Origin of the sequence: Micromonospora sp. ATA51, assembly GCF_016802855.1 — a bacterium.
GTDB classification, from domain to species: Bacteria; Actinomycetota; Actinomycetes; order Mycobacteriales; family Micromonosporaceae; genus Micromonospora; species Micromonospora sicca.
Genome location: NZ_JAEVHJ010000199.1, coordinates 1 through 12,443 on the forward strand (window position 1 = coordinate 1; position 12,443 = coordinate 12,443).

Below are 12,443 nucleotides of genomic sequence, written 5' to 3' on the forward strand. Positions count from 1 at the left end.
CGATCAGCACGTTGCCGGAGCCGGCCCGCTCCTCCTCGCGGTAGGTGGCGTGCCCGGCGGGCTCCCGGCCGTCCGGGCCGGCGCCGTCCAGCGGCGCGATGGTGATCAGCGGCTGGCCGACCGGGCGTACCTCACCCGCCGCGCCGTGCAGCGCGACGACCCGACCGGCGAACGGGCAGGGCACGTCCACGACCGCCTTGGCGGTCTCCACCTCGACCACGCTCTGGTCCACCGTCACCACGTCGCCGACGGCCACCCGCCACTCGACGATCTCGGCCTCGCTCAGCCCCTCGCCCAGGTCGGGCAGGAGGAAGACCTGCGTCCGCTCGACGGTGGTCATGCGGATTCCTCCCGTCGGTCGGTATCCGCATGAGCCTCGTCCGGGCTGTGCCTGATGATTCGCTCGCTACGCTCGCTCATGCGACGCTCCCCTGCGGCAGCCAGCGCGGGTCGGGCTGGTCGTCCCACTGGAGCCGGGCCACGGTGTCCAGCACCCGGTCCACCGAGGGCAGGTGGGTGTGCTCCAGCATCGGGGCCGGGTACGGGATGTCCAGGCCGGACACCCGCAGCACCGGGGCGTGCAGGGCGTGGAAGCAGCGCTCCTGCACCCGGGCGGCGATCTCCGCGCCGACCCCGGCGAAGCCCTGCGCCTCCTGGATCACCACGCAGCGGCCGGTCTTCCGTACCGAGGCGGTGACCGTGGCGTCGTCGAACGGCACGATGGTGCGGACGTCGACGACCTCCAGGTCCCAGCCCTCCTCGCGGGCGGCCTCGGCGGCCTCCAGCGCGACCGGCACCGCCGGCCCGTACGCCACCAGGGTGGCGTCGGTGCCGGCCCGGCGTACGACGGCCGTGCCGAACGGCGCGGTGCGCGCCGGCAGTTCCGCCTCGGCGCTGGAGAAGTAGAGCTTCTTCGGCTCCATGAAGACGACCGGGTCCGGGTCGTCGATCGCCGTGCGCAGCAGCGAGTACGCGTCCTCGACGGTGGCCGGGGTGACCACCTTCAGGCCGGGGGTGTGCGCGTAGTACGCCTCGGAGGAGTCGCAGTGGTGCTCGACCCCGCCGATGCCGCCGGCGTACGGCACCCGGATCACGATCGGCACGCTGAGCGCGCCACGGGTGCGGTTGCGCAGCTTCGCCACGTGCGAGGCGATCTGCTCGAACGCCGGGTACGCGAACGCGTCGAACTGCATCTCGACCACCGGGCGCAGCCCGGACATGGCCAGGCCGACGGCGAAGCCGACGATGCCGGCCTCGGCGAGCGGGGTGTCGAAGCAGCGCTTGTCGCCGAAGCGGGCCTGGAGCCCGTCGGTGATCCGGAAGACGCCGCCGAGCTGCCCGACGTCCTCGCCGAAGACGACCACCCGGTCGTCGTCGAGCATCGCGTCGGCGAGCGCGGCGTTGAGCGCCTTCGCCATGGTCATGGTGGCCATCAGGCGTCCCCCTCTGAGTCGCGGGCGGCGGCCAGCTCGGCGCGGACCTGCTCGCGCTGCTCGACCAGCTGCGGGGTCGGCTCGGCGTAGACGTGCTCGAAGAGGCTGAGCGGGTCGACGGTGGGCTGGGCGTTCATCCGCTCGCGCAGGTCCGCGGCGTACGCCTCGGCCTCCTCGGCGATCGCGTCGACGGCGGCGTCGTCGAGCACGCCGCGGGCCCGCAGGTAGGTCTCCAGGCGGGCCACCGGGTCCCGGTCGCGCCACGCCTCGACCTCGTCGGGGTCCCGGTACCGGCTGGCGTCGTCGGCGTTGGTGTGCGCCTCCATCCGGTAGGTGTGCGCCTCCACCAGGAACGGCCCTCGGCCGGAGCGGGCGTGCTCGACCGCGCGGGTGAGCACGGCGAGCACGGCCACCGGGTCGTTGCCGTCGACCTGCTCGCTGGGCACGCCGTAGCCGACGCCCTTGTACGCCAGGCTCGGCGCGGCGGTCTGCCGGGACAGCGGGACGCTGATCGCGTACTTGTTGTTCTGCACGAAGTAGACGACCGGGGCCTTGAACACGGCGGCGAAGTTGACCCCCTCGTGGAAGTCGCCCTCGCTGGTCGCGCCGTCGCCGATGAAGGCCAGCGCGACGGTGTCCCGGCCCTGGTAGGACTCGCCGTAGGCGAGCCCGGCGGCGTGCACGCACTGGGTCGCCAGCGGGGTGCACTGCGGCGCGGTGTGCACCCGCGTCGGGTCGTAGCCGCAGTGCCAGTCGCCGCGCAGCAGGGTGAGCACCTCGACCGGGTCGATGCCCCGGGCGGTCAGTGCCATCGACTCGCGGTAGGTGGGGAAGACCCAGTCGGTGTCGCGGACGGCGAGCACCCCGCCGACCTGGCAGGCCTCCTGTCCCCGGGAGGACGGGTAGACGGCGAGCCGGCCCTGCTTGGTCAGGGCGGTGGCCTGGACGTCGAAGCGGCGGCCGACGACCATCCGGCGGTACATCTCGCGCAGCGCCTCGACCGACGGCTCGGGGTAGTCGGCGCGAGGCGGCAGCGGGGTGCCGTCCGGGTTCAGCAGTCGGACCGGCTCGGCCGTCGGCAGCAGGCCGGCCGTCGGGTCGGGTGCGGCCGGGGTGGCCGGCCGGCGGGTGCGCGGGGATGCCCTGCGGACCGCCTGGGGTGTGGTCGTCACGGCGGGGACCTCCTGGACGTGTGGTGGCCCTATGCTCCTGCTGTTGGATGATTGACTCAAGATCCCCGGTGAACGTGGGACGAATGGTGAGCCGAGGAGCGATTCATGAGCCAGGAGACCACCCCGGCACCGGGCGAGGCGGGCGGAACGGGACGTTCGGCCGGGCCGCTCGACGAGGTCGACCGGCGAATCCTGGACGAGCTGGTCCGGGACGGGCGGCTGTCCATCCGTACCCTGGCCGAACGGGTGCACGTCTCGCGGACGAACGCGTACGCCCGGGTGGAGCGCCTGCTGCGGGACGGCGTGCTCACCGGGTTCCGGGCCCAGGTCGCGCCGGAGCCGGCCGGGCTGGGCACGTCGGCGTACATCGCGCTGACCATCGAGCAGAACACCTGGCGGGAGGTCTCCGCCGAGCTGGCCCAGGTCCGCTACGTCGAACACGTCGCCCTGCTCAGCGGCGAGCACGACGTGCTCGCGCTGGTCCGGGCGCCGGACAACGCCACGCTGCGGGACGTGGTGCTGGAGCGGGTGCAGAGCATCGCCGGGGTGCTGTCGACGCGCACCTGGCTGGTCTTCGAGGAGTTCGACGGCACGCAGAGCCCCTGGGAGTAGGCGGCACCTCGGGTGCGATGGCGGCGCGTGGAGCAGAAGTGGGGTTTGACCTCAAGCGTCCGCGATGAGCGCGACCCCACCCTGGATGTTGTCGTGGTCCTCGTCGTGCGGATAACACCACACTCGACCGGCCAGATTCCGCAACGATCCCAGCACCGCCGGACTGAAACAACGACAGGAGCACCATGAATGAGCAGCGCTGCCGTGCCCGCGACCTCGGGGTCGTCGTGGGCCCGCTGTCCACCGGGCGGCACAACGCGATCACCGATGTCGCGGGGATCCTGGTCGGGCACACCACCATCGACGACGGCGCCGACCTGCACACCGGTGTCACCGCCGTCGTACCGAGCCAACTCGGCCCCGGACGGTGGACCCTGCCGGCCGCCGTGTACTCCGGCAACGGCCACGGGAAACTCGTCGGCTCGACCCAGGTGGACGAACTCGGCGTACTGGAGTCACCCGTCCTCCTGACCGGCACGCTGTCCGTGTTCCGGGCTGCGGACGCGCTGCTGGGGTACCTGATGGACCGCCGGCCGGCGACCTGTCGTTCAACCCACTGGTAGGAGAAACCAACGACGGGCATCTCTCGGACATCCGCCGTCGCCCGATCACCGAAGAACACGTGCTCGCCGCCATCACCCGGGCATCCGGCGAACCGCCGGCGGAGGGCTGCGTCGGGGCCGGCACCGGCACCACGGCCCTGGGCTTCAAGGCCGGCATCGGCACCTCGTCCAGGGCCGTACGGGTGGCCGACCGCCCGGCGACCGTCGGCGCCCTCGTCCAGTCCAACTTCGGCGGAGTCCTGACCGCCCTCGGAGTCCCGCTGCCGGTCGATGAGCTGATCCCGGACGCCGACCGGACCGAACCACCCGGCAACTCATGCATGATCGTGGTGGCCACCGACGCGCCCCTGGACGCGCGACAGCTCGGGCGGCTCGCCCGACGGGCGGTCTTCGCCATGGGCCGGGTCGGGGCGTCCTACAGCAACGCCAGCGGCGACTACGCGATCGCGTTCAGCACGGCACAGCCGGACCAGCCACCAATCCCCGACGGGGAGATCAACCCAGTCTTCACCGCCGTCATGGACGCGGTCGAGGAAGCGCTACTCAACTCGCTCTTCACCGCCACCACCACCAGTGGGCGTGGTAACACCAGTTGCGCCGTTCCGCACCGGGCGGTGATCGAGCGGTTGTCGGCGGCCGGCCGGCTGGCGGCGCAGGCCTGAGCCGGGGTATGGGCACCTGAACGGTGCTCGGAGGCCTCATCCACGAGGCCGGCGGCGAACCAGGGCCTGAGACACGGCCCGGGCGTCAGCGCTCCGGCGGGGCCGCCACGCCCTCCCGGTCGGCCAGCTCCAGCAGCGGCGCCAGGGAGAAGCGGCGCTCGTCCAGGCCGGCGTGCGGATCACCCCGCTCCGCGAACCGGCCCGGCATGCTGAGCACGTCGAAGTCCTCGGGCCGCGCGTCGTCCAGCTCCGACCAGTCCAGCGGCGCGGAGACCAGCGCCGCCGGCGTGGGCCGGATCGAGTACGCCGAGGTCACGGTGTGGTCCCGGGCCATCTGGTTGTAGTCCACGAAGACCGGCCGGTCCCGCTGCTCCCGCCACCAGGTGGTGGTGACCAGGTCGGGCAGCCGGCGCTGCATCTCGCGGCCCAGCGCCAACACCGCCCGCCGGCACTCGCCGAAGCTCCAGCGCGGCTCGATCGACAGGTAGACGTGCAGGCCGCGCCCGCCGGTGGTCTTCGGGTAGCCGACCAGCCCCAGCTCGTCGAGGAACGCCCGCACCTCGTGCGCGACCGGGACCACCTGCGCGAAGTCGACGCCCGGCATCGGGTCGAGGTCGATGCGGAGCTGGTCGGGATGTTCCACGTCGGCCGCCGAGACCGGCCACGGATGGAACCGGAGAGTGCCGAGATTCGCCGCCCAGATCACCACCGCCAGCTCGGTCGGGGCCACCTCGTCCGCGGTCCGCCCGCTGGGGAAGGTGAGGTGCGCGGTCCGCACCCAGTCGGGCGCGCCGGCCGGCAGCCGCTTCTGGTAGAAGGCGTCACCCCGGTTGGTCTGCCGGGTGGCGATCTTCGCCCCCTCGAAGACGCCGCGGGGCCAGCGCTCCAGCATGGTCGGACGGTCCCGAAGCGCGCGCAGAATGCCGTCGCCGACGGCGAGGAAATACTGGATCACGTCCAGCTTGGTCAGTCCGCGCTCCGGGAAGTACGGCTTGTCGGGGCTGGAGACGCGGACCAGCCGCTCCCCCACCCGGATCTCCTCGGCCGCCGTGGTCGCCACGCCTCACACCGTACGACGCCGGTCCACCCGCCGGGGGACTTGTCAGGCGACGAGCAGGACGCCGGCGGGCGGACCCGCCGACATTTCGCGGCGACCGGCGGGCACACCCGCCCGCCGGTCGCCGTACGTCCGGTCTAGCCGTTTTCCTTCTGCATCCGCTCCATGAGCATCTTCTTGCCCTGGTCGGCGGCCTTGCGGTTGTTCTCCTGCATCTTGCGGAACCAGGTGGCCAGTTCGCTGTCACCCCGTTCCTCGGCGTCGGCGATGTACGTCTCCATTCGCCAGACGTGTTCCAGCGAGAGCTGGATGGTGTGGATCAGGTCGTAGTTCTTGTCCTTGACCACACTGACCTTCTCGCTGATCATCGTCGCCACGGCGTACCTCCCCATGTCTCGGCTTCGCGTGGAGCCAGCGCTTACCCGCCCGCCGAACGTTCACGCACCCGCAGGCCGACCGGCGACCGGTGCGGTTACCCGGGCGGGGGCCCGGGTACCGGAGGCCGCATGGCGGAACTGGCAACGCTCTGGATCGTGCGGCACGGCGAGAGCACGGCGAACGTCGCGGCCACCCAGGCGGAGGCCTCCGGGGCCGAGCTGATCGACCTGACCCACCGGGACGCGGACGTGCCGCTGTCGACCACCGGGGAAGAGCAGGCCCGCGCCACCGGTCGCTGGCTCGCCGGCCTGCCCGAGGCACGCCGTCCCGACGTGGCGGTGGTGTCGCCGTACCTGCGGGCGGTGCGGACCGCCGAGCTGGCGCTGGCCGGCACCGGGATCCCGGTCAACCGGGACGAGCGGCTGCGCGACCGGGAACTGGGCATCCTCGACGGCCTGACCCCGTACGGCGTGCGCCAGCGGTTCCCGGCCGAGGCGGACCGCCGGACCCGGCTGGGCAAGTTCTACTACCGCCCGCCCGGCGGCGAGTCGTGGACGGACGTGGCGCTGCGGCTGCGTACCCTCCTCGGCGACCTGCGCCGCGACCACCCGGACCGCCGGGTGCTGCTGTTCGGCCACGACGCGCTGGTCTTCCTGCTGCGCTACCTGGTGGAGGGGCTCACCGAGGCGGAGCTGATGGCGCTCACCCGGGAGCACGTCATCGCCAACTGCTCGGTGACCGGCTGGTCGGCGGGCGCCGACGGCCGGCTGGTCCCGGACGGGTTCAACGAGGTCGCCCACCTGCATCGGCAGGGCGCGCGGCCGACCAGGGAGGACGAGGTCCATGCCGAACCGGTCTGACACTCCGGTCATCACCCCCGCGCTGCTGCGGGACTGGGCGCTGCCGGTGCCGACCGGCGGCAAGGAGCACCGGGGCAGGGTGCTCGTCGTCGGCGGCTCCCGGTTCACTCCCGGCGCGGTGCTGCTGGCCGGGGTGGCGGCGTTGCGCGCCGCGCCGGCGTGCTCCAACTGGCCACGGCCGAGTCCACCGCCACCGCGTTGAGCATCCAGGTGCCGGAGGCGCTGGTGGTGGGGTTGCCCGAGACCTCCGACGGGGCGGTCGCGGGCGGTCCCGGCGGCCTCCTGGCCGACCTCGTGGCCGACGCCGACGTGGTGGCCGTCGGCCCCGGCCTCAAGGACATCGACGCCACCCGCGGGCTGCTGGACCTGGTGCTGGGCGCCGCCGGGCCGGAGACGCCCCTGGTGTTCGACGCGTACGCCCTCGGCGCGCTCAGCCACGCGCCGGACCTGCTGGTCGGCTCGGGCCGTCCGGTGGTGCTCACCCCGAACCTCACCGAGGCCCAACACCTGCTCGACCGGGACCTCGGCGACGACCTGGACGCCGAGGCGGCCGAGGTGGCCCGCCGCTACGACACGGTGGTCTCCCTGTACGGGCACATCGCCACCCCGGACGGGCGGGGCTGGCGGGAGGAGAGCGGCGACGCCGGGCTGGGCACGTCGGGCAGCGGCGACGTACGCGCGGGGCTGCTCGCCGGCCTGCTCTCCCGCGGCGCGCAACCGGCGCAGGCCGCCTGCTGGGCCGCGTTCGCGCACGCGGTCAGCGGCCAACGGCTGGCCCCCCGCTACGGCCGGATCGGCTTCCTCGCCCGTGAGCTGCTCGACGAGATCCCCCAAACGTTGGCCACCGTCTGACGGTTGTTGTTCGTCCGTTCGGGTGTGTGTAACAACACACCATCTCCCTACGCTGAACTCTCGGAAGCGGGCAGCCGGCCCGCTTCCCGCCGGTCCGCTCCCCGCCAGGGAGTGCGACCCGGCCGGAACGGCCCCCTGGGAGTCTGTGTGAAGAACCTCCGTCGCAAGACACTGGCCGCCGCGTCCGCCGTGACGCTCGGCGTCGGTCTCGCCGTCACCGGCGGGCTGGCACCGGCGGCGGCGCCGGACCGGACACCACGTTCCTGGTCCTCGCCCCGCAGCGCCAACACCGAGAAGGCGGCCGCCCGGGTGGCGGCCGCCAAGGGCACCGTGGTGGCCAACTACGACCAGATCGGCGTGCTCGTCGTCCGGTCGACCAACCCGGACTTCGCCACCCAGGTGGCGGGCGCGGGCGTCGACTCGGTCGCGTCCACCGCCGGCCTGGGCACCGCCCTCGACGAGGGTGAGACCGTCGAGGTCTCCGCGGCCGATGTCGCCAGCGCCACCGGCGACCCGACCAAGGAGCCGCTCTACGGTCAGCAGTGGGACATGGACATGATCCACGTCCCGCAGGCCCACGCGGTCAACGCCGGTAGCTCGAACGTCGTCGTCGGCGTGCTGGACAGCGGCATCTCGAGCACCCACCCGGACCTGGCGACCCAGATCGCCAAGGACAAGAGCACGTCCTGCCTCGGCGGTGTCGTCGACACCTCCGAGACGGCGTGGAACCCGACCACCAGCGACCACGGCACCCACGTAGCCGGCACCATCGCCGCCGCCGTCAACGGCGTCGGCGTGACCGGCATCGCGCCGGGCGTCAAGGTCGCCGCCGTCAAGGTGGTCAACGACGGCGGCTTCATCTACCCGGAGGCTGCGGTCTGCGGGTTCATGTGGGCCGCCACCCACGGGATGCAGCTGACCAACAACAGCTACTACATCGACCCGTGGGAGCTGAACTGCCGCAACGACGCGCGCCAGCGTCCGGTGTGGCAGGCCGTGCAGCGGGCCATCCGCTACTCGCAGTCCAAGGGCGTGCTGAACGTGGCGTCCGCGGGCAACTCCAACTACGACCTGGCCCACAAGCTCTCGGACTTCGGCAGCCCGGACGACGGGACGCCGGAGGCTCGGGAGAACCTCACCAACGCCTGCCTCGACCTGCCGGCCGAGGCCCCGGGCGTGGTGACCGTCTCGGCGGTGGGCCCGACCGGTGCGAAGAGCTACTACTCCTCGTACGGCCTGGGGGTTGTCGACGTCACCGCACCCGGTGGTGACAGCCGGTTCCGCACCGCCGGTGTCCGGGGGACCACCACCGACCAGGTCCTGTCGACGACTTTCAACCCGGTCACGAAGACCAACGGTTGGGGTTACAAGCAGGGCACGTCGATGTCCGGCCCGCACGCCGCCGGCGTCGCGGCGCTGGCGCTGTCGGCCCACCCGGGGATGACCCCGGGCCAGCTGGCGTCGTTCCTGGAGCAGTCGTCGGTGGCGCAGTCCTGCCCGGACGGCGTCTACAACCCGGCGCCGCTGCACCCGGACGGTCCGACGGCCTACAACGCGACCTGCTCCGGCGGGGAGCGCAACTCGTTCTACGGCGCGGGCATGGTCGACGCGTACAACGCGGTGAAGTAGCTGCGGCACAGCACGACCTGTGGTGGGGCCCGGCGGAACATCGCCGGGCCCCATCCGTTTTCGCAGCTCATGTCGGGGGTAGGGGATCATCCGTCAGCCCAACCCCCAAGGAGGTACCGGTGTCCACCGACGCCATCGTGCTGCTCAAAGAGGACCACAAGGAGATGCGCCGCCTCTTCCGGGAGTTCCAGAAGGCCGAGGACGGCCCGGCCAGCCGGCGCCAGGAGCTGGTGAACCAGATCCTCGAAGCCCTGACGGTGCACACCTACCTGGAGAACGAGGTGATGTATCCGGAGGTCCGCAAGCTCCTGCCGGACCTCGAGGACGACATCCTCGAGTCGTACGAGGAGCACCACGTGGCGGACCTGCTCTGTGCGGAGCTGGCCGCCATGGACGCCTCCGACGAGCGCTTCGTCGCCAAGACGACGGTGCTGATCGAGAACGTCGAGCACCACGTCGAGGAGGAGGAGCAGGAGTGGTTCCCCAAGGTGCGGGAGGCGCTCGGCCGCAACCAGCTCCAGGAGATCGGTGAGCGGATGATCGCGATGCGCAAGGATGCCCCGCGCACCCCGGATGACCCGAAGGCCCGCAAGAGCCAGCTGGACGCCGCCACCGCCTGACCCACGCGACTGCCCCGGGCCCGGCCGTCGGTCGGGCCCCGACCTGTGTCACCACGCCGTCGGCGGGGTCCCCTCCGGGGCGGGCAGGATGCGGCGCAGGACGCCCGGCGGCCGGGACCGCTGCTTCCACTCGCGCGGATAGCCCACCGACACCTCCTCGAACCGGACCCCGTCGTGCCAGGTCGTCCGGGGAATGTGCAGGTGGCCGTAGACCACCGCGGCGGCGGCGAAGCGCCGGTGCCAGTCGGCGGTTGCCTCGGTGCCGCACCACTGCGCGAAGATCGGATGGCGCAGGACCCGGGTCGGCTCGCGGACCAGCGGGAAGTGGTTGACCAGCACCGTCGGCAGCGCCGGGTCCCGCGCGGCGAGCCGGGCCGCCGTCGTCGCCACCCGGTCCGCGCACCAGGCCGCCCGGCTCGGGTACGGATCGGGATGCAGCAGGACCTCGTCGGTGCAGACCACCCCGGTCCGGTACGCCTCCGCCAGCGCCGCCTCCGGGGTGTCCAGGCCGTCCGGGCGCCAGCTGTGGTCGTACAGCAGGAACAGCGGCGCCACCAGCGCCGGCCCGCCCGGACCGCGCCACACCGGGTACGGGTCCTCCGGGGTGAGCACGCCGAGGCGGCGGCAGAGGTCGACCAGGTGCTGGTAGCGCGCGACACCGCGGAGCTGGACCGGGTCGCCGGCGGCGTCCAGAGCTCGTGGTTGCCCGGGGCCCAGACCACCCGGGCGAAGCGCCGGCTGAGCAGGTCGAGCGCCCATTCCACCTGGGCCACCGTGTCGCCGACGTCGCCGGCCACCAGCAGCCAGTCCCGCGGCGACTCCGGGCGCAGCGCCTCGACGACGGCGCGGTTGTCGGCGTGCCGGACGTGCAGGTCGCTGATGGCGAGCAGCGCCCCGTCGTCCTCCCCCACCATCCGTCGATCCTAGGGTCCGCCGCCGCGCCCACGGGGGACGCGACCGGTGCGGCGGTCGAGGCTGGCTCGAGCCGGCCGCGCCACGCCGACGGGTTGCCGAGGTGGACCGGGCCACCCCCGGCGGACCCGGTAGGATCTGCGCGGGCCGTTACTGGCGCGTGGGGATGGAGAACCATCGGGGAGCGGTCCCGTCACGAGGACGCATGCCGAGCGCCTGGGCCTTCCGCACGTCACCAGGAGGTCGCATGTCGCTGAACGCCGAATCCACCGCCTTCCGCAGCGCGCTCGAGGTGATCCGGGCCGTCGAGCCGCGGGTGGCCGACGCCATCGGGGCGGAGCTGGCCGACCAGCGCGAGTCCCTCAAGCTCATCGCGAGCGAGAACTACGCCTCTCCGGCCACCCTGCTGGCCATGGGCAACTGGTTCAGCGACAAGTACGCCGAGGGCACCGTGGGGCGTCGCTTCTACGCCGGCTGCCAGAACGTCGACACGGTCGAGGCGCTCGCCGCCGAGCACGCGCGGGAGCTGTTCGGCGCCGCCCACGCGTACGTGCAGCCGCACTCCGGCATCGACGCCAACCTGGTCGCGTTCTGGGCGATCCTGGCCGATCGCGTCGAGTCCCCCGCCCTGAAGAAGGCCCAGGTACGCCAGGTCAACGACCTCACCGAGGCGGACTGGTTCGCGCTGCGCCGCGAGCTGGGCAACCAGCGGATGCTGGGCATGTCGCTGGACGCCGGCGGTCACCTCACCCACGGCTTCCGGCCGAACATCTCCGGCAAGATGTTCGACCAGCGCAGCTACGGCACCGATCCGGCCACCGGCCTGGTCGACTACGACAAGGTGGCCGAGGCGGCCCGCGAGTTCAAACCGCTGATCCTGGTGGCCGGCTACTCCGCGTACCCGCGGAAGGTCAACTTCCGGATCATGCGGGAGATCGCCGACTCGGTGGGCGCGACCTTCATGGTCGACATGGCGCACTTCGCGGGGCTGGTCGCCGGCAAGGTCTTCACCGGCGACTTCGACCCGGTGCCGCACGCGCACATCGTCACCACCACCACCCACAAGTCGCTGCGCGGCCCGCGGGGCGGCATGGTGCTCTGCGGGCCGGAGCTGGCCGACCAGGTCGACCGGGGCTGCCCGATGGTGCTCGGCGGTCCGCTGCCGCACGTGATGGCCGCCAAGGCGGTCGCCCTGGCCGAGGCCCGCCGCCCCGACTTCGCCGACTACGCCCAGCGGATCGTCGACAACGCCCAGGCGCTCGCCGAGGGGCTGACCCGCCGGGGCGCCAAGCTGGTCACCGGCGGCACCGACAACCACCTGGTGCTCATCGACGTCACCGGCTACGGCCTCACCGGCCGGCAGGCCGAGCAGGCGCTGCTCGACTCGGGCATCGTCACCAACCGCAACTCGGTCCCGCAGGACCCGAACGGCGCCTGGTACACCTCGGGCATCCGGATCGGCACCCCGGCGCTGACCAGCCGCGGTCTCGGCACCGCCGAGATGGACCAGACCGCCGAGCTGATCCACACCGTGCTCAGCCAGACCACGTCGGGCGAGTCCAAGGCCAAGTACGTCCTCGACCCGGCCCTGGCCGACAAGGTCAGCAAGCAGGCCAGCGACCTGCTGGCCGGCTTCCCCCTCTACCCCGCCGTCCACCTCGGCTGACGCCCCGCACCACCGACGCCCCGCCCG

General features: G+C 72.6%; 12 protein-coding genes, 2 pseudogenes and 1 riboswitch. Of the genes and pseudogenes, 8 read left to right on the forward strand and 6 right to left on the reverse strand.

Annotated elements, in window-relative coordinates; genetic code table 11:
* The 3 genes from JNW87_RS25400 to pdhA all read right to left on the reverse strand — a co-directional run.
* The coding region (locus tag JNW87_RS25400) for a biotin/lipoyl-containing protein (protein WP_305070466.1) at positions 1–340 on the reverse strand (340 nt) is incomplete at its 3' end.
* Positions 341–416: 76 nt separating this feature from the next.
* Complete coding sequence (locus JNW87_RS25405) at positions 417–1,433, reverse strand: alpha-ketoacid dehydrogenase subunit beta (protein ID WP_109804067.1); 1,017 nt, start codon at positions 1,431–1,433, stop codon at positions 417–419.
* Positions 1,433–2,638 (reverse strand): pyruvate dehydrogenase (acetyl-transferring) E1 component subunit alpha, encoded by a 1,206-nt coding sequence (gene pdhA / locus JNW87_RS25410; RefSeq protein WP_201749854.1) that lies wholly within the window; start codon positions 2,636–2,638, stop codon positions 1,433–1,435. The genes JNW87_RS25405 and pdhA overlap by 1 nt, the downstream gene beginning before the upstream one ends.
* A 72-nt stretch (positions 2,639–2,710) precedes the next feature.
* On the opposite strand from pdhA, the gene JNW87_RS25415 reads away from it, so the two are divergent.
* Positions 2,711–3,217: an Lrp/AsnC family transcriptional regulator gene (locus tag JNW87_RS25415; RefSeq protein WP_109804065.1), complete on the forward strand. Its 507-nt coding sequence runs from the start codon at positions 2,711–2,713 to the stop codon at positions 3,215–3,217.
* A 185-nt stretch (positions 3,218–3,402) separates the two neighbouring features.
* Positions 3,403–4,442: pseudogene (locus JNW87_RS41685) on the forward strand (P1 family peptidase).
* 85 nt (positions 4,443–4,527) lie between these two features.
* Here JNW87_RS41685 and JNW87_RS25425 read toward each other — a convergent pair.
* Positions 4,528–5,502, reverse strand: coding sequence for a DNA polymerase domain-containing protein (locus JNW87_RS25425; RefSeq protein ID WP_109804063.1), 975 nt, complete (start codon positions 5,500–5,502; stop codon positions 4,528–4,530).
* A gap of 134 nt (positions 5,503–5,636) precedes the next feature.
* On the reverse strand, positions 5,637–5,867 hold the full coding sequence (locus JNW87_RS25430) for a hypothetical protein (RefSeq protein ID WP_109804068.1): 231 nt from the start codon (positions 5,865–5,867) through the stop codon (positions 5,637–5,639).
* 138 nt (positions 5,868–6,005) lie between these two features.
* Here JNW87_RS25430 and JNW87_RS25435 point away from each other — a divergent pair, with 138 nt between their 5' ends.
* The 5 genes from JNW87_RS25435 to JNW87_RS25455 all read left to right on the forward strand — a co-directional run bounded on the left by JNW87_RS25435 (position 6,006) and on the right by JNW87_RS25455 (position 9,838).
* A complete protein-coding gene (locus JNW87_RS25435; protein WP_109804062.1) occupies positions 6,006–6,737 on the forward strand; it encodes a histidine phosphatase family protein in 732 nt (243 codons plus the stop codon).
* The gene (locus tag JNW87_RS25440; protein ID WP_238454544.1) at positions 6,721–6,939 is read left to right on the forward strand and encodes a hypothetical protein; all 219 of its coding nucleotides are present in this window, start codon (positions 6,721–6,723) and stop codon (positions 6,937–6,939) included. Before JNW87_RS25435 ends, JNW87_RS25440 begins: the two co-directional genes overlap by 17 nt.
* Positions 6,897–7,589 (forward strand): NAD(P)H-hydrate dehydratase, encoded by a 693-nt coding sequence (locus JNW87_RS25445; RefSeq protein WP_238454545.1) that lies wholly within the window; start codon positions 6,897–6,899, stop codon positions 7,587–7,589. Before JNW87_RS25440 ends, JNW87_RS25445 begins: the two co-directional genes overlap by 43 nt.
* A 147-nt stretch (positions 7,590–7,736) precedes the next feature.
* Positions 7,737–9,218: a S8 family serine peptidase gene (locus JNW87_RS25450; protein ID WP_238454546.1), complete on the forward strand. Its 1,482-nt coding sequence runs from the start codon at positions 7,737–7,739 to the stop codon at positions 9,216–9,218.
* A 119-nt stretch (positions 9,219–9,337) separates the two neighbouring features.
* A complete protein-coding gene (locus JNW87_RS25455) occupies positions 9,338–9,838 on the forward strand; it encodes a hemerythrin domain-containing protein (protein ID WP_109804059.1) in 501 nt (166 codons plus the stop codon).
* A 48-nt stretch (positions 9,839–9,886) separates the two neighbouring features.
* On the opposite strand, the pseudogene JNW87_RS25460 reads toward JNW87_RS25455, so the two are convergent.
* Positions 9,887–10,734, reverse strand: a pseudogene (locus JNW87_RS25460) (metallophosphoesterase family protein); the annotation flags it as partial.
* Positions 10,735–10,889: 155 nt separating this feature from the next.
* Positions 10,890–10,979, forward strand: a riboswitch (ZMP/ZTP riboswitch).
* Positions 10,980–10,997: 18 nt separating this feature from the next.
* On the opposite strand from JNW87_RS25460, the gene JNW87_RS25465 reads away from it, so the two are divergent.
* Positions 10,998–12,416: a glycine hydroxymethyltransferase gene (locus JNW87_RS25465; RefSeq protein ID WP_109804057.1), complete on the forward strand. Its 1,419-nt coding sequence runs from the start codon at positions 10,998–11,000 to the stop codon at positions 12,414–12,416.
* The last annotated feature ends 27 nt before the right edge of the window (positions 12,417–12,443 follow it).

Bases quoted from the DNA above. Each gene is read 5' to 3' on its own strand.
- JNW87_RS25405 (WP_109804067.1), bottom strand. From the start codon at position 1,433: ATGGCCACCATGACCATGGCGAAGGCGCTCAACGCCGCGCTCGCCGAC.
- JNW87_RS25415 (WP_109804065.1), top strand. From the start codon at position 2,711: ATGAGCCAGGAGACCACCCCGGCACCGGGCGAGGCGGGCGGAACGGGA.
- JNW87_RS25430 (WP_109804068.1), bottom strand. From the start codon at position 5,867: ATGATCAGCGAGAAGGTCAGTGTGGTCAAGGACAAGAACTACGACCTG.
- JNW87_RS25435 (WP_109804062.1), top strand. From the start codon at position 6,006: ATGGCGGAACTGGCAACGCTCTGGATCGTGCGGCACGGCGAGAGCACG.
- JNW87_RS25440 (WP_238454544.1), top strand. From the start codon at position 6,721: ATGCCGAACCGGTCTGACACTCCGGTCATCACCCCCGCGCTGCTGCGG.
- JNW87_RS25465 (WP_109804057.1), top strand. From the start codon at position 10,998: ATGTCGCTGAACGCCGAATCCACCGCCTTCCGCAGCGCGCTCGAGGTG.